The 23,390-nt window shown below is 42.0% G+C and carries 18 protein-coding genes and 2 riboswitches; of the genes, 7 read left to right on the forward strand and 11 right to left on the reverse strand.

All coding sequences use genetic code 11. From position 1 onward, the window contains the following. The first annotated feature begins 39 nt into the window (after positions 1-39). Both FZC88_RS07905 and FZC88_RS07910 read left to right on the forward strand, forming a co-directional pair. Positions 40-1,044, forward strand: coding sequence for a FecCD family ABC transporter permease (locus FZC88_RS07905; protein ID WP_148994356.1), 1,005 nt, complete (start codon positions 40-42; stop codon positions 1,042-1,044). Continuing rightward, positions 1,044-2,051, forward strand: a complete 1,008-nt coding sequence (locus tag FZC88_RS07910) for a FecCD family ABC transporter permease (protein WP_148994357.1) — start codon at positions 1,044-1,046, stop codon at positions 2,049-2,051. The genes FZC88_RS07905 and FZC88_RS07910 overlap by 1 nt, the downstream gene beginning before the upstream one ends. 50 nt (positions 2,052-2,101) lie before the next feature. On the opposite strand, the gene FZC88_RS07915 is transcribed toward FZC88_RS07910, so the two are convergent. The 7 genes from FZC88_RS07915 to FZC88_RS07945 form a co-directional block, all read right to left on the reverse strand. Beyond that, complete coding sequence (locus tag FZC88_RS07915) at positions 2,102-3,082, reverse strand: bile acid:sodium symporter family protein (protein WP_148994358.1); 981 nt, start codon at positions 3,080-3,082, stop codon at positions 2,102-2,104. Further along, positions 3,079-4,476 carry an FAD-binding oxidoreductase gene (locus FZC88_RS07920; protein ID WP_148994359.1) on the reverse strand — a complete coding sequence of 466 codons (1,398 nt, stop codon included), beginning with the start codon at positions 4,474-4,476 and terminating at the stop codon, positions 3,079-3,081. The genes FZC88_RS07915 and FZC88_RS07920 overlap by 4 nt, the downstream gene beginning before the upstream one ends. A gap of 226 nt (positions 4,477-4,702) precedes the next feature. Next, positions 4,703-5,800, reverse strand: a complete 1,098-nt coding sequence (locus tag FZC88_RS07925) for a threonine aldolase family protein (protein WP_148994360.1) — start codon at positions 5,798-5,800, stop codon at positions 4,703-4,705. Positions 5,801-5,814: 14 nt separating this feature from the next. After that, entirely contained in the window at positions 5,815-6,777 is a 963-nt protein-coding gene (locus FZC88_RS07930; protein ID WP_148968067.1) for an alpha/beta hydrolase, read from the reverse strand. 145 nt (positions 6,778-6,922) lie between these two features. Then, positions 6,923-8,311, reverse strand: a complete 1,389-nt coding sequence (locus FZC88_RS07935; protein WP_148994361.1) for a bifunctional metallophosphatase/5'-nucleotidase — start codon at positions 8,309-8,311, stop codon at positions 6,923-6,925. A gap of 122 nt (positions 8,312-8,433) precedes the next feature. Then, positions 8,434-9,039, reverse strand: a complete 606-nt coding sequence (locus FZC88_RS07940) for a class F sortase (RefSeq protein WP_187443546.1) — start codon at positions 9,037-9,039, stop codon at positions 8,434-8,436. A 14-nt stretch (positions 9,040-9,053) separates the two neighbouring features. Then, positions 9,054-9,845, reverse strand: coding sequence for a DUF4397 domain-containing protein (locus FZC88_RS07945; protein WP_148994363.1), 792 nt, complete (start codon positions 9,843-9,845; stop codon positions 9,054-9,056). A 227-nt stretch (positions 9,846-10,072) separates the two neighbouring features. After that, positions 10,073-10,174, forward strand: a riboswitch (purine riboswitch). 76 nt (positions 10,175-10,250) lie between these two features. On the opposite strand from FZC88_RS07945, the gene ade reads away from it, so the two are divergent. Beyond that, positions 10,251-11,996, forward strand: coding sequence for an adenine deaminase (gene ade / locus FZC88_RS07950; RefSeq protein WP_148994364.1), 1,746 nt, complete (start codon positions 10,251-10,253; stop codon positions 11,994-11,996). 349 nt (positions 11,997-12,345) lie between these two features. Here ade and FZC88_RS07955 read toward each other — a convergent pair whose 3' ends face one another. The 3 genes from FZC88_RS07955 to FZC88_RS07965 all read right to left on the reverse strand — a co-directional run bounded on the left by FZC88_RS07955 (position 12,346) and on the right by FZC88_RS07965 (position 15,344). Then, entirely contained in the window at positions 12,346-13,845 is a 1,500-nt protein-coding gene (locus FZC88_RS07955; RefSeq protein WP_148994365.1) for a flotillin family protein, read from the reverse strand. Positions 13,846-14,023: 178 nt separating this feature from the next. After that, a complete protein-coding gene (locus FZC88_RS07960; RefSeq protein ID WP_148994366.1) occupies positions 14,024-14,392 on the reverse strand; it encodes a DUF1761 domain-containing protein in 369 nt (122 codons plus the stop codon). Positions 14,393-14,405: 13 nt separating this feature from the next. Continuing rightward, entirely contained in the window at positions 14,406-15,344 is a 939-nt protein-coding gene (locus FZC88_RS07965) for an AraC family transcriptional regulator (RefSeq protein ID WP_148994367.1), read from the reverse strand. Between the two features lie 103 nt (positions 15,345-15,447). Next, positions 15,448-15,638: riboswitch (cobalamin riboswitch) on the forward strand. Between the two features lie 149 nt (positions 15,639-15,787). Between FZC88_RS07965 and FZC88_RS07970 the strand changes: the two genes are divergently transcribed. The 4 genes from FZC88_RS07970 to FZC88_RS07985 all read left to right on the forward strand — a co-directional run bounded on the left by FZC88_RS07970 (position 15,788) and on the right by FZC88_RS07985 (position 22,496). Then, positions 15,788-16,261, forward strand: coding sequence for an acyl-CoA thioesterase (locus FZC88_RS07970; protein ID WP_148994368.1), 474 nt, complete (start codon positions 15,788-15,790; stop codon positions 16,259-16,261). Positions 16,262-16,575: 314 nt separating this feature from the next. Continuing rightward, positions 16,576-17,826, forward strand: a complete 1,251-nt coding sequence (locus FZC88_RS07975; protein WP_148994369.1) for a helix-turn-helix domain-containing protein — start codon at positions 16,576-16,578, stop codon at positions 17,824-17,826. A gap of 281 nt (positions 17,827-18,107) precedes the next feature. Further along, positions 18,108-22,178, forward strand: coding sequence for a S8 family serine peptidase (locus tag FZC88_RS07980; protein WP_262371794.1), 4,071 nt, complete (start codon positions 18,108-18,110; stop codon positions 22,176-22,178). 132 nt (positions 22,179-22,310) lie between these two features. Beyond that, complete coding sequence (locus FZC88_RS07985) at positions 22,311-22,496, forward strand: hypothetical protein (RefSeq protein WP_148968056.1); 186 nt, start codon at positions 22,311-22,313, stop codon at positions 22,494-22,496. A gap of 15 nt (positions 22,497-22,511) precedes the next feature. Here the strand turns inward: FZC88_RS07985 and FZC88_RS07990 are convergent, their stop codons facing one another. Next, positions 22,512-23,312 carry an arylamine N-acetyltransferase family protein gene (locus FZC88_RS07990; protein ID WP_148994370.1) on the reverse strand — a complete coding sequence of 267 codons (801 nt, stop codon included), beginning with the start codon at positions 23,310-23,312 and terminating at the stop codon, positions 22,512-22,514. Positions 23,313-23,390: the final 78 nt, after the last annotated feature.

Below are 23,390 nucleotides of genomic sequence, written 5' to 3' on the forward strand. Positions count from 1 at the left end.
CCCTTTCTTTCTACTCCAATAAAGAAAAGATGATTGATTATGAAAACTCAAAATCAGCGAGTTCCATTTTTTTATAAATTAATCGGGGCCACCTTCTTATTTGTTGCTGCATTTCTTATATCTGTGGTGTATGGGGCTGCAGAGACAACGGTGAAGGACGTATGGCTTGCACTGACTCCTGCCGGTGATGGGGATAAGGTAACCATCCTGCGGGAGATCCGCTTCCCCAGGGAAGTTGCCGCCATTGTTGTTGGAGCTTCTTTAGCCGTATCGGGAGCCATCATGCAGGGCATGACGCGAAATCCCCTTGCAGACCCGGGGTTACTTGGATTGACAGCAGGAGCAAACGCAGCATTAGCCGTTGCTCTTGCCTTTTCTTCTTCCATCAGCTACTACGGCATTATGATTGCTTGCTTCATCGGCTCTGCTGTAGGGGCATTGTTGGTATTCGGCATCAGCTCAATGAAACGGGGCGGCTTCTCTCCCTTTAGAATTGTATTGGCCGGTGCTGCCGTTTCCGCCTTTTTATTTGCCATTTCTGAAGGAATCGGTCTCTATTTTAAGCTTTCCAAAGATGTGTCAATGTGGACGGCCGGTGGAATGATCGGGACAACGTGGAATCAGCTTCAAGTGATTGTTCCATTTATTTTAATCGGTATCGTGGTTTCAATCTTTTTATCCAGACAACTAACCATACTAAGTTTAAACGAGGAAGTTGCCGTCGGATTGGGTCAACGTACGGCTTTTGTGAAAACGATCCTGTTTATCGTGATAGTTCTACTTGCAGGCGCTGCCGTTGCCCTTGTCGGGAATATGGTATTCATCGGCTTGATGATCCCCCATATTGTACGGGCTGTGGTGGGGACAGATTACCGCTTGATCATCCCTATCTCCACCCTGTTTGGAGCAACATTCATGCTGCTCGCAGATACGCTCGGCCGTACAATCAACGCCCCTTATGAAACACCTGTGGCAGCGATCGTCGCGATGATGGGCTTACCTTTCTTCCTGTTTATCGTGCATAAAGGAGGAAAAGGCTTCTGATGATACATCCGGATTTGATCAAAAAACAACGATTACTTCTTATTGGACTACTGATCCTTATCGCAGCAACAACATTTATTAGTATTGGAATGGGCTATTCTTCTGTTTCATATGATCGTCTACTGCCTACTATTTTAGGTGAAGGGTCATTTAAAGAAGAATTCATCCTATTTTCCATTCGTTTACCCAGAATCATCATTACGCTTTTGGCAGGTATGGCCCTGGCCCTTTCCGGTTGTATTTTACAAAGTATCACACGTAATGACTTAGCGGATCCCGGAATTATCGGTATCAATTCCGGGGCAGGGGTTTCCATTGCCATCTTCTTTTTATTTTTTCCGATAGATGCCGGTTCATTTGCTTATCTCTTGCCTATTGTTGCATTTGCGGGAGCACTGATTACAGCTTGCTTGATCTACTTATTTTCGTATAGTAAGCGTAATGGGATTCAGCCTGTCAGATTAGTCTTAGTAGGGGTCGGATTCTCCATGGCACTGTCGGGGCTCATGATCATTCTCATCTCCAGTGCCGAACGGGCAAAAGTGGATTTCATTGCCATGTGGCTGGCGGGGAATATCTGGGGGTCAGACTGGCCGTTCATATGGGCGCTTCTACCATGGCTCGTGATTCTGATTCCATTTGCACTCTATAAATCTCAGATGTTGAATCTTCTGGGATTAAGTGAACCTGTCTCTGTAGGTGTAGGAGTTTCCATCAATCGTGAACGTTTCATCATGCTGATGGTAGCTGTGGCTTTAGCCGCATCGGCTGTTTCGGTCACAGGAGGAATCGCCTTTATCGGATTAATGGCTCCCCATATCGCCAAAGCTTTGGTCGGACCACGCAATCAAATGTTCATCCCGATTGCCATACTGCTTGGCGGATGGCTATTATTACTTGCTGACACAGTCGGTCGTAATATCCTGGAACCCGATGGCATTCCAGCAGGGATCATGATCGCTTTGATCGGGGCACCTTATTTCATGTATTTGTTATTGAAAAAATAAGAACGAAATAAAGAAAGGTACCGGACTCTCCGGTACCTTTCTCCATTTCATTACCTCACAGTGGGATTAACTTCACCTGTTACAAATTCCTCCTCTTTCCCTTCCTTCACAGGTTTCTTACTCCAAAACGTCGCAAGGATCGGCCCAGAAATATTATGCCACACGGCTGCTATCACACTTGGGAGCGCGGCAAGTGGTCCAAAGTGAGCAGTTGCAAGTGCGACTCCAAGTCCAGAGTTTTGCATCCCGACTTCAATTGAAATCGCTCTCCGCTTACTTTCATCTAATTTCATAAGGACTCCTGTGCCATATCCCAGTCCAAGTCCAAATAGATTATGCAGGATCACAGCTGTGAAAATGATCATTCCCGAGGTTGCGATATTTTCAACATTTGCTGAAACAACGGCCGATACGATGATTATGATTGCCAATACTGAAATCAACGGAATGACATTTAAACTTTTTTCCACTGTGCTCGGGAATAACTTTCGAATGACTAACCCAAGAGTGATGGGTACGATGATCACTTGAACGATGGAAAGAAACATGGCGATTGGATCGACAGGAAGCCATTGACCCGCTAATGCTAACAAAATCAGTGGAGTCGCAATCGGTGCCAATAATGTTGACAGTGATGTCATGGCCACGGATAATGCCAGATTTCCTTTTGCCAGATACACCATCACATTGGATGCCGTCCCACCGGGAACCGATCCCAGTAATACCAATCCGGCAGCTAATTCACTCGGTAGATTCAGCATGTATGCTATCAATAGGGCACCCAATGGCATAATGATGAATTGCGCCAGTACTCCGGTGATGACCGGCAATGGCTTCTTCAGAACAAGCTGAAAGTCGACGGGCTTTAATGTAAGTCCCATACCGAACATCACGACACCTAATAGAATCGTTATATAGCCGCCCAATGGCAGAAAAGGAGCAGGAACAAAATAGGCTACCGCAGCTACGAGGATGACCCAAAAAGCAAAATATTTACCTGCCAGATTGCTGATCGTTTCGAGTAGTTTCATTTCTGTTCCTCCTTCTTTTTATGTACTAGTTTGTGAGGATTAAAGATTCCATTTGGATCTATGGCCATCTTGATTTTTTCCATGACCTTCAAAGCACCACCGTGTTCCCTCTGTTGATACTTCATCTTTCCGACCCCTACACCATGTTCACCTGTACATGTGCCATTTCGTTCAAGGGCATACTCCACAATTTGTTCGTTATATATTTCCGCTCTCTTCACCTCTTCATAGTCGTTTAAATCAATCATGAGTGATGTATGGTAATTTCCATCTCCCACATGTCCGAGGATTCCCCCTATCAAGTCTAATTCTTCCAGCCTTTTTCGTGCATGCTGCACGGCACCGGACAATTCTGAAATCGGCACACACACGTCTGTCACCATGAGCTTCCTTCCTGGATTTCCATGTACATAAGCATAGGCAAGATTATGTCTCGCTTCCCACAATCTATTCCTACCTGCAGTGTCTTCTTCAAACACAATCTCTTCACAATTATGATCAGACATTATCTCTTTGGTGAATTCTACATCTTGTTGGAGACCTGCTTCATTACCATGAAACTCAAGAAAAAGAGTAGGTTTTTCTTTATAATCCGTCTCACTGAATCGATTCACTTGTATCATCGATGGTTCATCCACCAGCTCCACTCTCGCAATTGGAATGCCGGCTTGTAAAATGGACACGACCGCTTCCACAGCATCATTTATATGATTAAACGACGCGCGTGCCGCCACAATATGCTCAGGTATCCCATATACGCGGAGGGTCAGCTCCGTAATACATCCCAACGTGCCCTCTGAACCTACGAATAAACTGTTTAAGTGATAGCCGGACGATGATTTCTGAGCCATGTTTCCTGTGTGAATCACTTCTCCATCCGGAAGCACCACTTCTAAATCCCGGACCTGATCCCGCATGACTCCATATTTTACAGAAGTCGTCCCACTCGCATTCGTGGCAGCCATGCCTCCCAGGGTCGCATCAGCACCGGGATCAACTGAAAAATAGAGACCATACTTTTTCAATTCTTTATTTAACTGTGAACGTGTGACACCAGGCTGAACCTTTACGAGGAAATCCTTCTCCCTCACCTCGAGTATTTTATTCATCCGGGAAAAATCAATGGTAATTCCTTTATCATATGGAATCACATGACCTTCAAGGCTTGTACCCAGACCAAACGGGATAATGGGTGTGTGATGAGCAGCTGCCACCTTCACAATCCCGCTCACCTCCCCAACACTCTCAGGGAATACCACTATATCCGGAGAGCTCGGCCTATGATAGGATTCATCCTTCCCATGCTGCTCTAAAATCGTCTCATTCACCGTCACCCGATGACTATCTACGACTTCCCCCAGTTCATCCACCAAACGACTATCCTTCACACTCATATGCCCTCTCCCCTTCTAAAAAATGTATAATGTATCGAATTATACCTAATAATCAGAATATTTCAATAGTAAAAAAGATATTTCTTTCTCGGGAGAGGGACGGACCTCTGTTTATGTTAGAAGAATGTGCTAGGGACGGGATTCTATGTTGAATAAAGGGAAAAAGAGAAGGTCCGTCCCTCAAAAAAAGTGGCACCGGAATTATCCGGTACCACAATACAATCGTTTATTTCTCTATCAACGTTTTCAATTTCTCATCCAACACCACAAATAGTTTACTCAAATCTTGTTTCGAAACGTTCTCGTATTGATCTCCTATGCTTACTTCATATGCACACTCATTTTCAGTCACTTCCTTTACATATCCTGTTAAACCAATACATGTCTCGTCATACACATCCATCAAAATCGTTTCTATTTCTTTTTGTGGATATTGAAAGAAGACATGAAACATATTGGAAACAGGCTGTTCAGGAAGAGTCGATACACCCTGGCAGGCGTTAAAAAGACCGGCAAGTTCTTTTGCTCCTTCATAATACTGTTCCATTTTGTTGATTCGTTGATCAAAGTAATGGTCTGCACTCAGTATGTATGGATAGAGGCTGATGAGATCTCCCCCATGGCGTCTTTTCCATACCTTTGATTCTTTCGTAAACTCCCCGCTCCCTGCCAGGACCGCACCTGCAATTCCACCGATCCCTTTATAGAATGAAATATAGACACTATCGAAAAGAGCACAGACTTCCTCTGCTGTTTTCCCGTAATGGGGCAGAATTTCATAAAGCCTGGCCCCATCTAAATGAAGCTTGATTCCTTTATCCCGGCAGTATTCTGAGATTGCTTCGAGAGTCTCGTAGTTTGGTAGTTGACCACCGATTTCCCTTTGAGGCAGCTCTAACAGTAAGCATGCGATGTCCGTTTCAAGTCCCATCACGTCTTCCAGTCCAATCACACGCTCCTTGTCAGCTAATAGAATCGGTTCAATTCCATGTAATTTCTTCAACCCATCTTCTTCATGAATCTCTAAATGGCATAAAGGATGGTACGCCACTCTGTGCAAATCTTTTTGATCGCACCAAATGCGCAGGGCGATCTGCTGAGCCATCGTTCCGCTCGGGAAGAAAACGGCACTTTCTTTTCCCAGGAAGTTTGCCATCTTCTTTTGGAAGTCCTCTATTATCCTACCCGATCCGTAAATATCACTATCCTGTTCACCATTGAGTTCTTCTAAAGCTTCTTTAAGAACATCCAGATTTCGTTTCCCATGTCCCTGTAGTTGATTAGCAGTCTGTTTATACGCTTCAAATAATGTCTTTTCTCCCATCGATTTGCCCCCTTTTATGAGTTCATCACTTTTTCAATGAACCCCTTCACTCGTTTCTTGTATTCCTCTTCTTCTACCGTAAAGCCCTCAGTGTGACCGGCCCCTGGTACTATCCATAATTCTTTCATGCTATTTGATGCTTCGTAAAGACGATTGGCCATTTCGGTTGGAACGAGCTCGTCCTGATCTCCATGAATGATGAATAGAGGTAATTTGTTTTTCTTCACCTGGTCGAGTGCCGAGGCTTCACTGAACGTATAGCCTGCTCTCACCTTCGTCACCACACTCGTTATCTCCATAATCGGAAATGCCGGCAAACGGTAAAGATAGTTTAATTGGTGAGTCAGTTCTTCTTTCAATGAGGTATATCCACTGTCGGCAATGATTCCTTTCACCTCTTCTGGAAGGTCCTCACCACTTGTCATCAATACGGTTGCTGCCCCCATGGAAAAACCGTGCAAAAAAATGGATTTTTCATCTTTTTCATTGATTAAGAGATTGATCCATTCTTTATAATCCAATCGATCGTCCCAGCCATACCCGATATAATCCCCTTCACTTTTCCCATGCCCTCTCGCATCAGGTTTGAGAATATTGTATCCTTCCTCGTAATAGAATCTAGTGATTTCAGGCATCTGCTCGCTGTTCCCTTTATACCCATGGGCCAGGATAACGACTTTCCCATTCGGTGACTCATTTTCAAGGTATTGAGCTCTAAGGGTCAAACCGTCCTCTGTTTCAACCTCCACCGATTCAAAGTTCCGCTTACGTGTCCAGTTCCTTAATTCTTCTAATCTTTTCTGTTCTTCCTCCAACGCGCTGACGGCTTCAACCGCTTCTTCCGTTCCGCCATATAATTCTATCGCCTCATTACTTCTATTGATTGCAACATCATAAAAATAGTTTCCGGCTACAATTAGACCTACCATCAATAACAACAACAAACTGCTCATGATCCATGCGATACGTTTTTTCATGACACGGCCCCTTCGTACAAGTAGTTAAGTCTATTTTACTTTAAGCCGGTGCGAGTTTCATAGAATAAGGCATATTCATATGTGCTTTTTCGCTGCAGTTTTATCACATTCACATGCGCAGAGACCCTTGCGCCTCGTGTGAACTCTAAACCATGACGTCACTACTTTCCTTCCACCTGGTCATATAAGCTTTCTCGATAAAATCCTTCCGCCCCCCGTATATCCGGATCACATCGCGGATTTCTTCCGCCATGTATTTTTCATTCCGGTTATGGGCGAGAGATTCATAGCCGGATCCTCTTTGCAAATAATCAGAGGATGCAACGGAATACCACTTCTCATCTTCGAGAGGAACATTCCCAATGTGGATTTCCGATACTCTTTTACCATCATGAGTAATCTCTGCCCCTGAAACATGGAGCCTTCCAACGAATTTCCCCCGGAATCCTGGACCTCTTCCATCAGCTAAACAAACTCCAGCATCCAGAGAATGCTGGATGGCCGTACGAATATGCTTTCCTTGAATGTCAAAAGACGTTGGGTTCAGTGGCGATGGACAGATTTCGATCAATTTTTTATTGCTGATAAAATCAAATGCACCAGCGTTCACTATTCCACTATTGATCAAGCCAAAATCGCACTTCAACATGTCCTGCAGCCCGTCGGCGATTAAATTCGTGATTGGATTTTCTTCAATCACATCATGCCATAGGGACTGGTCGAGTTTATATAATGACCTGCTTAATACGTCAATCGCTTTCTTTTTATTTTCTTTTAATATGGCAACGACCTCTTTATCGATAGGAGAAGACCCGGTTTCAATCGTTTCCCCCCGGAGTAATTTGACACCATCCTTTGTTACATCCACTTCCACAATACCAACGTATTCCCCATAACAACCGGCACTATTCATCACGGTCCCGTTTATTACTTTTGCTTGTGGATAAAGCTTGTGGTCATGAGCAGATAGGATGATGTCTACTCCATCAAGTTCATTCGCCAGCTCATCATCTGCTAGTGTCCCTACATGATTGAAAAGAATGCAAACATCATAGTTTCCACGATTACGCTTTATTTCCTCTACGATTGCATTTTTAAAATCGGTAATATGCACACCCAGACCGTCATTGAAACCTCCTAAGTCCGGAGACGAGCCTGTAATCAAGATACGTAAACCGTTTTTTTTCAGGATGACGCTTGGTTTTACCCCATTGGCCACCGTTTTATCTTTCCTATAAAGATTATTACTAATAAACGGTACGGGAGTATTACTTGCCATATGCTCAAGGGTATCGAATCCATTGAACATTTCATTGTTTCCAATTGTTAACGCATCATAGCCGACAGATTCCAACAGTTCGATAGCCGCCATTCCTCTCGTTCCTTGAAGCTCGACGCTTCTGAAATCAGCAAAGTCCCCCCCATCAAGAATAAGTGTGTTCTCGTCTTTATGCGCCTTTATCAAGGATGCTGCTCTCGAGAACGTTTCAAAATGGCTGTGTAGATCATTGGTATGAATAATTTTTAATTTCATCTTAACCTCCAAAATGTTTTTCAGAAAACTCTCTGTATTAATAGTAAAGGAAATCAAGTTTCTGTAAAGGATTTTTATGGAAATAAAAGAGCTTATCTTCCACGCAATGGGAGATAAGCTCTTCAAATTCCTTTATTCTCTTCGACCAGTTCCGTATACACAACCAATCGTTCTACGTAATTATGGATTTTCCTGTCAAAATAACCCGTGCACGTAATCAGATTAAGCATGCGTTTTTCACTGGGACCAAAAATGGTTCTAAGAGGCGCGTCATCTTTTTGATAAGCGACTTTTTCCCTCACCACAAATGTCAGGATAGCTCCATCTTCATCATGTAAATGGATCTCATCCCCAGGCTCAAGTTCATTTAATTCAAAAAAAACAGCAGGTTTTTTCTCATCATCTACATGTCCCGCAAGGACGGCATTCCCTTTTTCCCCCGGTTGAAAACCCGGTTCAAACCACGCAACGTCCTTTCCGTTATCCGGAAGCTCCATATTTCCTTTCTTATCAAGGCCGAATTCCTTTATTGGTGCTTCAAGATCAAGCTTAGGAATTGATAAAGAGGATGGCTTGACACTGATTAATTCCTCATTTGATGCATGATTTACAGGGCTAACTGGTTGAACAGGTTGTTCAATGGTGGATGATTGAACCTCACTTTCCGTAACCGATTGAGGCTCTTCGGCAGCACATGCTGCCAGAAGAGCCATCAAAGGGATTGACAATAGTAGTCTTTTCATTATTTTTGCAGTTTTCTGCGTGTAACAAATAGTAGAGCCGCTCCACCCAATACCGTTGCCGCTAGCACTATAGGAAGAGTAGATGATTGTTCGGCTGCCGCTCCACCCATACCTGTTTCAGGCATGCTGCCAGGCATCAGCGTATAATCTTTCAGTACAAGTACTTCCAATTGTTCTGCTGTATTGATTGCAAACACGCTATATACTGTGTTTTCCTCAAGCATCGTACCTGAAAGATCCAACACTTGATCTCCTTCTGGTGTTCTGATTTCCAGGTCATATGTTCCTGCATCTAATTCCTGATAATCAGTAATCGCTTTGAATTCAGCTCCACTGAATAACTCATCTCCACCTACAAGACCAACATCCACAGTAGGTGCATCCGGGGCAAGATGCCCAACGCGCACCTTAGTCATACCTTCTGTTACTTCCATTGAATCTTGTGCTACGACTAATTCAAGGTTTTCAACTGTATTAGCAGCTGCTACTGTATAAGCCATTCCGGCTTCGACCGTTAAATCTTGAGAAATGACAGGATCTTCACTTCCCATTGTTCCCGCTGCATAAATTTCAACTTTATGATCCCCTGCAGGAAGATTCATATAATCTGTTGCTGCTTTAAATTCTGCACCTTCTACCACTGCATTTCCATCCACATACACATCGACAGCAGGAGCATCGGGAGAAGCATGGACAATACGCACCATCGCATCATTCTCAGCCGCAAACGCACCTCCAGCCAGTGATAACATTAACATGACAGTTGCCAAAATCGAGAAAATCTTTTTCATTTCTTCCACTCCTTTTGTATTTTGTACAAGTTTTGTAGTTTACTTGTATATAAAATGTATAACTAATGGAGAAATATATCAATTAATAAACTGTCCTGTTAGCACATTCAACTCTCTGAAGACATTTTCACACACAAAAGGAAGACTATTTTCAATAATGCACTTAAACTGATTACCATTGACACATTCCATCCGATGCAGATAAAATGTGAAATAATCATTTCAACAAATAATCTTATCCACATACTCGTATAATATTGGAAATATGGTCCAAAAGTTTCTACCAAACTACCGTAAATGGTTTGACTACGAGAGGGAGCAGGGGCAGGAGTCCCTGCTCTTCTCTCTCTATGTCAAACCCTGGGTGACTCCCGGGGTTTTTTATTTAGATAAGGAGAGGATTTCATGGGTACAAATAAAGATATATTGAAAAAAAGGATTGCAGCTGCGAATAAGGAAAGCCTCGCAGACATCGTTATAAAAAATGGAAAAATAATAGATGTGTTTAATCTTGAAATCATGGATGGAGATATCGCAATTATTGATGGAATGTTCGTTGGAATTGGAGAATTTGAAGGGAAACAGGTAATCGACGCCAGAGGGAGATATATTAGTCCATCCTTTATCGATGCCCATGTCCACATTGAATCCTCCATGGTCACACCATCCGAATTTGCAAAAGTCGTCCTTCCTCATGGGGTCACGACAGTTATTACAGACCCTCATGAAATCGGGAATGTAGCCGGAGAAGAAGGAATTGGATTCATGCTCGATGATACAGGGAACATTCCATTAGATGTGTTTACCATGCTTCCATCCTGCGTGCCGGCAACTCCATTTGAAAATGCAGGAGCAACGCTGACAGCAAAAGAGCTGAAACCTTTCTATAAGCATGAGCGTGTCCTTGGACTCGCAGAGGTAATGGACTACCCTTCCCTCCAAAAAGGCGATGATTCCATTGTTGATAAAATCACTGTCACTTCAGAGTATAGTCACAATATGGACGGACATTTAGCAGGGCTTGATACAAATGCGGTCAATGTTTATAAATCTGCAGGTATTCGAACCGACCATGAATGCACCACAGTCCCTGAAGCATTGGAACGAATACGCCGGGGGATGTACCTTCTCATCCGTGAAGGATCCGTGGCCAAAGATTTAAAATCACTTATTGGGGTTGTTAACGAAAGAAATGCCCGTCGCTGTCTATTCTGTACAGATGATAAGCACTTGGATGACTTAATCGAGGAAGGCAGTATCGATCACAATATCCGCTTAGCAATCAATGAAGGGCTCGACCCTCTATTGGCGATTAGCATCGCCTCTTTGAATGCTGCTGAATGTTATGGGTTACACACTAAAGGAGCAATTGCACCTGGATACGATGCGGATTTTGTCTTACTCGATGATATTAAAACGGTCTCTATATCAGAGGTTTACAAAGAAGGGAAGCAGGTAGCTGTATATGGTCAGTTTGTCGGCGACTCAATCGTAAAACCGGCGCAAAAACCATCCCTGACTTCAACTGTTCATATTCCTGTACTAACTGAAAAACATCTCCAAATTAATATGGGCGTTACAAAAGAAGCACATATTATCGAAATCATCCCTAACCACCTTAGAACCAATAAACAGATTGAAAGGGTCCAAGTAGAAAATGGATTCTTTATCCCTTCTATTCAACAAGATCAACTAAAAATGGCTGTCGTTGAAAGACATAACGGGACAGGAAATATTGGGTTGGGGATTGTAAAAGGCTTCGGATTGAAAAAGGGAGCCATTGCTACCACCATTGCTCATGATTCCCATAATATTGTCGCAACTGGTACAAATGATCGTGATATCCTGCAAGCGATTGAGGCGCTTTACGAAATGAATGGCGGCCTGGTGATGGTGAGAGACGGAAATATCATAGCCTCTCTTCCATTACCGATTGCAGGGTTGATGTCCGATCAGGGATTTGAAGAAGTGGTATCAGGGCTCCACGAGTTGGAAAATGCGTTTGTAGAGTTAGGATTCTCCGGGGACTTTAATCCATTTCTGACTCTCTCTTTTCTCACTTTGCCTGTGATCCCTGAGTTGAAGCTGACAGATTTAGGGCTGTTTGATGTTAAAAGTTCCCGGCATATTGAGGTTGGGGTAGAGGGTTGAGGGGTATGTTTGACTGTTGAATTTCAGTGTTTTTTTGACTGTAAAATATTGCAGTTTATTTGACTGCTTAATTTCTTCGGATATTTGACTGTTGAACTTTTCAAGAATTTTAACAGGTAAATTCCCCGTTGAGTTCAACTGTTAATAATCTTCCTATATTCAGCTACTGATTTTTCCATGATGTTCAGCAGCTGACCCCCAAACAACACTAACACTATGTACCAGGGTACATTCATTCAATAGGTGCCAGGTTCAGATAGACCATTCCGTTTCTGGCACTCCTTTATTGGAATCGATTAGACTACATAAGAAAAGAGATGTCTCCATTATTGAGACATCTCTTTTCTCATTATTTACTTTCTTCTTGTAACTCTTTTTCTTCAGTCGTAACAGCAACTTCCTTGTCTGCTGACTCCGAAATCGCAGGTTGATAAGGTCTCTCCTGGCTTCTGTTTGCATATGACTTCAGTAGTTCACCTACATCGATGCCAGTCATTTCCCGTAACGGTTCCTGCATGTCAAGCATCGTTCTGGTGATGCTTTTCCCAAAGGAAGGAACTCCCTGGCCATTACCGGAATCAATGATCTTAACAGAGTCAATATTGTTAAGAGGCTGGGCAATTTTCTCTGCGAAAACGGGCAGCATTTCGATTAATTTCTCGGTAATGATGACATCGCCATGTTTCTCCATTGCTTCTGCCAGCAGTTTACGGGATTCGGCTTCCGCCTTACCTCGCTCTCTGATAACATCGGCTTCGGCAGAACCTTCTTCTCTTCGGATCTTGGCTTTCGCTTCCCCGTCAATTTCAGCCTTGCGCGCTTCGGCTTCCGCTTTACGGGTGGTTTCGTAGTATTCGGCATCTGCTTTCGTTTTACGAACTTTTGATTCTTCTGCTTCAAGCTTAACGGCACGTTCACGCTCAAGGAATTGAAGGGTTAACTCTTCTTCTTTCACTTCCTTGGTAAGTTTGGCTTTTTCCAACTCATAGGACTGCTCGGACTTTGCTCTTGCCCGCTCTGTCTCTTCTTTGAAGGCGGCGTCTTTGATGTCCTTCTCTTTTTTCGATTGGGCAATGGTAATTTGACGCTTATATTCTTCCTCTTTCGCTTCCTGATCGGTTTGGGCCCGGTGAATACGGGTTTCACGCTCGGTGTTAGCTTCTGCAATTTCAGCTTGCTTGCGAACTTCGGCGATACGTGGACGACCAAGGTTTTTTAAGTATCCATTTTCTTCGTCTGCATCTCTTATGTCAGTTAACCCGAGTGACGTAATTTTGAAGCCCATGAGATCCAGCTGCTTCTGGGCAATTTCTGATACGTCTGCGTTAAATTTTTCACGGTTGCTGTTAATGTCTTCAACAGTCATTTTTGAAAGGATCGCACGAAGATTACTTCCCAGTACCTCGATGATTTCATCTTCAATTTCTTTTTGATCCTTACCAAGGAACTGCTCGGCATAGTTCGCAATCCCGTTTAATGTATCGGCCACCTTCACCATCGCCACTGCGTCTGCAACGATCGGTACTCCGCCATTTGTGTATACTCTCGGTGTCGATAGCTTTAATTGGAAGGATGTAAGATTAACAGGTGTGGATGTTTGGAAACGTCTTAATCTGTACCCCCCACCTCTGATGATTTTCATTGAACGCCCTTCCTGGTCGGTGAAAATATTCGTTTCCTTCTCAGGATCCCCCAGTTTAGGTCCGGTAATGATCAGTGCCTGGTTCGATCTCGCTGTACGATAACGAAATCTCATCCAGAAATAATAGGCAATCCCTGCAATCGCTGCAATAACTAGAACAGGAATAAGGAACATGAAAAATCCGATAATACTTAATGATCCTAGCATTCTGACAACCCCTCTCGACATTTTGTTTAACCAGCATGAAATCTGATTTAATTTAAAATAAAAGTGCTAGCTACAATACTATCTACGGAAGAGTGTTAGAAAAGTTTCAATAATTTAGGTGAATCTCCTAATTTTATATAAAAAAAGCTCGAACCTTTAAAAGGTTCGAGCTTACAATCTACAACAACCATCCGTGTATGGCCCCTAACAGGGTAAATATGATGAGATGATCTCCTATCGCGATAAGAAACATCCGTTTTGTCATAAGACCAAATAAAGCATTTTTCAAGTAGACAATGGAAATAAGAATTCCAATTAGTACACCTGTCAAAGCTCCTTCGACTACTCCATTGGAACCGATGGCTTGAACAAAAATCCCAACAAGAAGTGAGCTGATAAATGCAACAATAACAGCCACTGCATATTTAATCGGTCCAGTACTATCCTGTTCCTTCTTTCCTAGTAAAATAGAATAATAAATTCCGCCGTATACCATATACACCACAGCCCCCGCCAATATCGCGAGCAAATTCACATTTAATTCCATCCCAATTCCTCCATTAATTCGGCTCAATGGCTAAAGCGATCGCTTTAATGCTACATCCAATATCGAGTGTTCCTTTTAAACTGATCATTTCCACGAGTTCAATCGGATTCCCCAGGTATCTGTATCCGCTTTTCGGCAACCAATAGCTGTAAAGTTCAGAATAGCATTCGATTAACTTCCCTCTTTCACGGTAGTCGACAGGTTCATCGAATTCATAAACCACATGCTTACTGCCTCGAAATAGATAGAGTTCCTCACCTTCCGCGTCATTTTGATTTTCAACAGCCAAGCGACACTCATACCTGCTTTTTTCAGGTGGGGTAATATAAGGGTTGCTCTTTGGAACTCCGAATATCAAAGGACTCTTCTCTATGAGGTTTCTGGCATTTCCCCATCTGTATAGATCTTGCCATGCTTCTGGAATACCTTCGATATATGACCCGATATGGAATCTATTGACGGTTGAACACTCTGGAAAATGAGCGATCTTCACTTTCGATAAATCCAGCCATTTAAACTCATTATAGGATTCTTCACCCTGGGATGCTTTCGCTTTTGCGCTGAAGAGTTTAGATATCTTGCTATTTAGATATTCTCGCGGAAAACGCTCTAAATAGGCACCTTCCCGCCAGCTTTTGGGGTTAGCTTTAAAGTAAGTATTAAAAGAATAGGTGAAATAGGATAACGATGAAAAACCACATATGAACGCAATTTGTGTGATAGGAAGCTGTGGCTCGTAAATGAGCATATGCGCTGCATTTTCCAAGCGCATCCTTTTCACATAACCTGCCGGTGTTTCACCGATCAGCCCTTTAAACAACCGCTGAAAGTGATAAGGGGAATAGGTTGATACTTTGGCTAACTGTTCTAAGGATAAATCTTCGCTTAGATGTTGATCGATATACTCTACTACTTTATCGATTTGGTTTCTTTGTATTTTGTCTTGTGGCATTTTTCAGACCTCACTACCTTTTTGAAAAGCACTTGTTTATAAATTTTACCATAATCCTTCTCCTCACTCACTAAGGGTTATGATAAAATAAAAGCGTTCACAATTTAATCATTGCTCATTGGTGAAGATGACCTTTAATTCATTTTCTTAAAAGGGAAGTTGGTGAAAGTCCAACGCGGTCCCGCCACTGTAAGGCTGAGAATTCGTATGGATCCACTGTTTCGGATTGAAATGGGAAGGAATACGAAATCGTTGACGCTGAGCCAGGAGACCTGCCAAATGGGAAGAACACAGAAGTTCCTACGGGAGATAGGAGGGTGTTGCGCTAATGAGACGTCACAAGAGGAATCGTTGTACTCTGAACGTTCACCTGGAATAGCCGCATCTTCTTTTTCAAAAGAAGATGCTTTTTTGTTTCATAATACAAACAGGGAGATGAGAAAATGGAACAAGCCTATTCAGTCGAACGTTCACGAACCATACAAACAAAATTGGTATTGCCGCCTGACACCAATCATATGCAGACCATCTTTGGAGGAAAGGTTTTATCCTATATTGATGAGATTGCGGCCCTATCCGCCATGAAACATTCCAGTTCAGTCGTCGTCACGGCATCGATTGACTCCGTCGACTTCTTATCATCCGCCACGGTCGGCGATGCTCTAAGCCTTGAGGCATACGTCACTTCCACCGGCAGAACATCAATGGAAGTGTATGTAAAGGTGTACTCTACGAATCTAGTAACGAGTGTCAAAACCTTGACGACGGAATCATTCCTGACAATGGTCGCCGTTGATGAAGATGGAAAACCGAAGCCGGTACCAAAGGTCATTCCTCAAACGGAAGAAGAAACGAGACTATTCAAAACGGCTCCTTTGCGAAAAGAGCATAGAAAGAATCGCGCGCTTATCTTATAAACAATCCCTGATTCACTGACTAACTAATATAACAAAAACACTCAGAGTTTTCTAAGCTCTGAGTGTAACTTTGGAGATTATTATCCCGCGATCCTTTCTTCCATTCCAGGAATCATCTATCCAGTTTATCGTTTTGTCGAAAGGATAGAAGTCCTGAATGAGCTGGATGCAGAAAAGAGAAAATCAGTATAGTAAAGCAGATTCCATTGGATTTGGATGTTTTTGCCTTCAGACCTCCGTCTTGTCCCCCATCTATAGAACAAACAAAGATATTTCCCTATAATGATAAATAAACTGTTCACTCGGGGTGTACTATGATCGAAGGTAAATTAATTAAATTTCATCGTGAAGATTCAGGATTGACTCAGGAACAGCTTGCTCAGGGTATCTGTTCCACCACACATCTTAGTAAAATCGAAAGAGGCATCACAGAGTATTCCAGTGAAATTACTGATTTACTTGCAAGGAAGCTTGGAATCAATATGGATGTTGAACGTTCCCGCTACCATTCCTTACAGGCTAAACTATCAGAATGGAACGATGCGATTATTATGATTCGAACCAATGACATCCATCAACTTAAAGGTGAAATTGAAAAGGAACCTTTAAGGTTTTTATCTGACTTCATCATTCAATACAACCTTTTTCTGGCAAGATATTATTTATTTTTGAACAATCATGGAAAAACCAAGGAAATCCTGGGCATGTTCGAAAATAAAAACTATTCTCTATCCCCTTTTGAACAAAATTTATTGCTTCATGTCAAAGGGATTTACTATCATTCAACAAGACAATTTAACACTTGCATACATGTATTGAAACAGATTGACGATGAATATCCCAACTCCGAATATTATTTCCATTTGGCATTAGCATATCATTCCATTCATTCAAACACCTTTGCCTATTATTATGGGCAAAAAGCTTTGCAATTTTTCCAGAAAACATTGAATATCCTTAGGGTCATCGATTCGGAAACCTTAATTTTAATCCAATTGAATGCCAAGGAACCCTTTGATATGGAAGAAACAAAACAACAGTACGATAAGCTCCTCAGAGTCTGTGAATCAGTCAATTCAAACGATCGGGCGCATAAGATACATAATAACCTTGGATTCGAATATTTTAGGAGAAAACGATATTCTGAATCAAAGGCATCCTATGAAGAAGCATTAAATCTTATCAATGACGAAACGCCGGCATCAAATTATTTAGTTACGCTCAGCGGATATATACTTGCTTGCATGAAAGGGAATCTACTATCTTCACGAGAACTCAATCACTTAGCGACAAAAGGACTGAATATGGCCACTCAGCACCGGGATCCAAGTCATGTATTCTTTGAGATTTACTTACTTACCATAAATGAGGATGAAAAAGAACTATATGAATATATTGAAAGTACAGCTCTCCCCCACTTCAAAAAAACGGGGAGTCAGTTGATGTATCAGCATTATGAAAGACAACTATTTTTATATTATGTGAAAACTGGGCAAACAGAGAAAGGATTCAGACTTGCATCCGATAAGATGTCAAATGAAATAAGTTATTATGAATTAGAGTAACCCTCCTATTGAAATGATAAAAGGACTGTTCAGTCTTTTTATCATTTTTCTTTTTTCACATCGATCGTTGGCATTGCTCACAACCCCCATTCCCCATCATTTTTTCACATCTTTCCTCCTGAAACACCATTCAAAATCAGACAAAAATTAATGAAACTACACTAATTAATAGTCAAATGGTCCCTAAATAAACCCCCATACAAACATGATAAATTTGTATTTACAATAAGAATTGTACTAATCTTTTGAATAATCTAACCAAAAACAGAAAAGAGGTAGAAATGATGAATGGATCTTCCATCACAAAGAAATCGGCTGTGATTGCACTATCCACTGGATTACTGTTATCCCCAGTGTCGAACTACTCCATGCCAACAGCTACAGCTGAGGATTGGAAAGCAGAAACAGTTTTATCTTCCTTGACTGAAACACAAAGACAAGCCTTGCATCAACTGGAGGTAAATAACGCAGAGGGCCTCCAAGGATTTCAGTCGGGTGAATTGGCATCTGACGAAGAGATCTCCGTTATCGTTCAATTTGAATCCAAACCTGGACATGTGGCAGTATTGGAAGCGGCAGTACAAGGTAAATCAATAAAGAAAGCAGACGCCAAAGCCCAAGTGGAGAAAGAACATAAGATTTTTAAAGAAGATGTAGCAAAGCACCTATCTACAAGCCACTTAAAAGGGAAAAAGGTAGCGCCTAAAATCACCCAAACCTATAAAGAAGCGTATAACGGTGTTGCCATGACCCTTCCAGCTAATCAGGTAGAACAACTGCTTAAATCCGAAGCCGTTAAAGCTGTGTTTAAAAATCAGGCCTTTACGGTCGATCCCGTTAAAGAAGACCATCCAAATGATGTTGAGAGAGAAATCACAACATCTGTTGAAAGCATCCCCTATTTAAATGTAGATGAACTACATAAGGAAGGAATAACAGGAGAGGGAATCAAAGTCGGTGTCATCGACACAGGTATTGACTATAACCATCCTGACCTTAAAGATGCTTACAAAGGTGGATATGACTTTGTTGACGATGATGCTGACCCAATGGAAGCAACGTATGAAGATTGGGAGAGTACGAGTGAACCGGAGTTCAGTTATACTGGCAGTTCCTATTATACTTCTCATGGTACTCATGTATCCGGAACCATCGTAGGACAAAACGAGAATGATAGTGAAGTATCCGTAGAGGGAGTTGCCCCAGATGCAGATCTTTATGTGTATCGCGTCCTAGGTCCATACGGAAGTGGTTACACAGAAGACGTCCTTGCCGGAATTGAAAAATCTGTGCAGGATGGAATGGATGTCATCAACCTTTCATTGGGTGCCAGTGTCAATGATCCATATTATCCTACAAGTACAGCCCTTAACTATGCCGTATTAAACGGTGTGACAGCCGTTGTTTCAGCAGGGAATGCAGGACCAAATGACTTTACCCTCGGCTCTCCGGGTACAGCTGCTTTAGCGCTAACAGTAGGAGCAAGTGATGTTCCTGTCTCGCAAACCACTTTTACCGGTGAAACGTCAGATGGATGGTCAGCGGAAATTGTGAGTATGGCAAGAGGGTTCGCACATTCCTTTGCCAGTTTAGAAGATCAAACATTAGAGTTGGTAGATGTGGGCCTTGGTTATGAAGAAGACTATGAGAATAAAAATGTTGAAGGAAAGATTGCCTTTGTTCAGCGAGGAAATTTCGCACTGAATGACAAAGTGAAATTGGCTAAGGAACATGGTGCCAAAGCTGTGATCATGTATAACAATGCTGAAGGTCATGTAGGATATAATCTTGGTGAATCAACAAGTTATGTCCCAGCCTTCTCTATGACAATGGCTGCCGGGGAAGAATTAAAAGCTGCGATCACCAGTGGAGCATCAAATTTCTCCTTTACAAACTTAGAAGAAAACGTGACTGAGGGTGACCATTTAGCGGATTTCAGTTCACGGGGCCCTGTTAATAAAAGCTATGATATGAAACCAGAAGTCGTAGCACCCGGAGTCAGCGTTCTGTCGACCTTCCCTTCCTATATGATCGATCCAGAAAAAACGGATGACTATCAGTATGCTTACTCGAGATTATCAGGTACCTCTATGGCTTCTCCTTTCACTGCGGGAGTTGCAGCTTTACTGTTAGGTGAGAATCCTGATCTTGAGCCTGCTGATATTAAGACCATTCTCATGAACACTGCTGATTCATTAAATGGGGATTATAGCGTATTTGAAGTAGGTGCAGGAAGAGTGGATCCGTATCAAGCCCTTCACAGTCAGACGAAGATTCAAATCAAAGATGAGACGTTGCTTCCTAGCGGGGAAGAACTGATCCCGATCGATAATCCGACAGGCGGACTGATTTTCGGTAATCAGGTAGTGGCTGAAGGAGCTCACCTCCGCGTTCAAAAAAGCTTTGAAATCACCAACAATAGTGATGAAAAGAAAACGTTTGACATTCGTGTTATAGAAAATGTACAGGAAGGCACCCTTAGCCTTAAAGAAAATGGAGTTCAAGTAACGACTGATAAGTCCATCAAGGTAAATGGAGGTAAGAAAAAGACCTCAAACCTATTCCTGACGATGCCGAAAACCGCTGCGAAAGGGATATATGAAGGGTATGTGGTAGTTACAAACAGTCATGATCCATCAGAAAGTTATCGAGTGCCATTTAGTGTGAAGAGGACGGAAGAAGGCTTTAATACACTTGAATTATTATCACCTGCCTTTGCCCCTTCTCATTATACACATGGATATGATCCTTTCCGCTACCCATGGGCAATGGCTGAATTCAATCTGAGTTCACCGATGAAAAGTATGGACATTATCCTACAGGATGGGGAAACAGGGGAAGATTTGGGGCTGATTGGTACACTTGATCTGGAGAATGCCCTGATCGATAACAACTATTTATTAAGAGTATTCCAAGGAAGCTATTACGCATTTACAGGTGATCAGAAGAATCCGTTTTCAGAAGAAATGACCATCGCAAAACCTGGACACTATAAAATCAAATACGCGATGACAGATCCAAAAGGCAAGGTAAAAACAAAAACAGAGCATTTCTATATCGATATTGAGGGTCCTACATTCAAGAGTTCCCTGGATGGTGAATCCCCGTTCCTTGAATATCAACCAGGTCAGGAAACGTATCCATTTGAGATTGAAATTACAGATCCACTTATTGAAGATATGCAAGCAGCAGGAGTCGACGCAGATCAATCCAAAAACTTTATGATTTATTATTGGAATTCACCGTTCCCATCTTCCCCGCTTTATATGGATGAAAACGGTAAGTTTGTAGAAGAAATTGCGATGAATGAGAACGTGGAAGCTCTTAACTTTAGAATGAAGGGCTATGATATGGCAGGAAACAATAGTGCGATGAAGAACTATTTCTTCATTAAAGAAGGTACACCGAATGCGTATCTGAAAACTGGGGCGAAAACTGTTAATACTGGTGAAGTCGTAACAGCAACTTTAGCACTGGATAATGTTCAAGATGTAAAAGAAGCCACTTGGACATTTGAAGATCATTACGGACTTCAATCAGAAGTGATCGATGCCAAGTTATCTGAGGCATATTCAGATATAGCCTCGTTGACACTTGATGGCAATCAGATCAGCGTTACGTTCAATGAACCTAATCAATCATTCGATCATAGCAAGATTGTTGATGTGCAAGTAAAGGTCCAAGATGAACGGTTCACCAAACAAGATGGGTTAGATCCAACTGTAACCATTACGAATTCAAACAATGCAACCATTGATCTCCTGCATGCGGGTGCTGAATTCGCTGTCAATCCGGGCTTTAACTCAATTACAGGTTATGTGAGCCCGGAAGGATTTGATGGTGGATCAGGCTTCAATGCCAAGAAAGATTGGACTAAAGCCGGCGCAACAATAGAATTCAAGAAATCAACCGGGGACGTCTTTACTCCATCCTCCATCAATGAAAATGGGGAGTACTCCATTGGGAAACTCCCATTAAGCGAAGATCCATATGAAGTAAAAGTTCTGGTACCAGGCCACTTCTTGACCAAAAACACAGAAAGAATCGGTTATGAGTACAATGGGGAGCTTTTTGGAAAGTATCAAAGAGCTACGAACCTTAAGCCTGTCGGGGGAGATGTCAACCAGGACAACGTCATCGATATCTATGACGCCATTGCCATTCAGGATGCTTGGAATACAGACCATCGTGCAGCAGATATCAATTTTGATGGAACGGTCAACGCCAACGATATCAAATTTGTGCAGAAGAACTATTTATTACAGAATGAACATGTTGAGGACGTACCTGCTCCAGTAGAGTCAGCAGATGGTAAAACACTTGATTCTATTTTGGAAGAACTGGGATTATAATACATTGATGAAATAAAAGGAATGAACCTATCCGATAGGCTCATTCCTTTTTTCTTTATGAACTTTGACATAAGAATGGGTTCAACTTCCTCTCACCTCGAACATATAATACCTCGAAAGGAGGGGAACAGAATGGATCGTTTTATTCTTTTGTTAGTAGCGGGTATTCTATCCGGTTTCGCATTGTTGAAGGTTCCTTTAGCAGGTACGTTCTTAGCAAGTGTATCCCCAGTAACGGACATCATAGGCGTTTTAGCTATTCTCATATTCTCACTTTTCCTTATCTATAAAGGCATCATGTCCATACTAGGGAAGTGATAATCAGACCCGGATTTATTCCGGGTCTTTTTTAGTATGCCGGAAACCAAACCAGGAATTCAGCAGTTCTATATAACTTTCAAGGTCTATCTCCTTTTTCGTTAACTCTCCGTCCTTCCAGTGTGTAAAGGACGTATCCGTTAAGGTCACAGTCCCGTCATTCGTCCGTTTTGTCAGTAATGGATGTTTATTAAAAGGGGAATCTGAATGGGTGGAAATAATTGTTTGGATATCATTCAATTGTGTGACATCCTTTATGGGATTTCCCGAATCAAAAGCATATCCTGTTCTCCAATCCGAATGCTTATGCTCTAATTTCATTTCAAAGATATAATCTCCATGTGGGCTGTCGAGCTCTTTAACTCTAAACTCCCCATTTGAAGAGACGACCGCTTCTCCCGATAATGGTACTGGTTTTAACGGGAGATTCCCCCCAAAACCTGTATCGACCACATATGTTGTATCTTTATGAGAGACTAAAATGACCACATGGGTCCTTCCTATCTTCTCGTACTGCTCTTTATCATGATTGTAAACAACTCCACGAACAAGAACCGCATCGAATTGATTTTCGATCAAAAATAAATAAAACAATGAATTCAGTTCATAACATAGACCACCTTCGTTCTTTACAAGCATCTTATTCACTAGATTTCTTTTGGTAAGATTTGTGAATGTATTTCCAATAACGCATAGATTTTCGAATGGGATGCTTTTAGCTGTCTCTTCTAAAATCGTATCCAGTTGGTGAAATGATATTTTCCCGGTGGTTGGATAATGTATTCTTTTGCGAAATAATGTATTTAGATCGGTGATGGTGAGCCCTCCATTTCTTAAGCGTCATTCTGCATTATGCTATATCTATATATTATTTACTCTATAAGAAAAACAACC

Source organism: Rossellomorea aquimaris, from assembly GCF_008180865.1.
GTDB lineage: Bacteria > Bacillota > Bacilli > Bacillales > Bacillaceae_B > Rossellomorea > Rossellomorea yichunensis.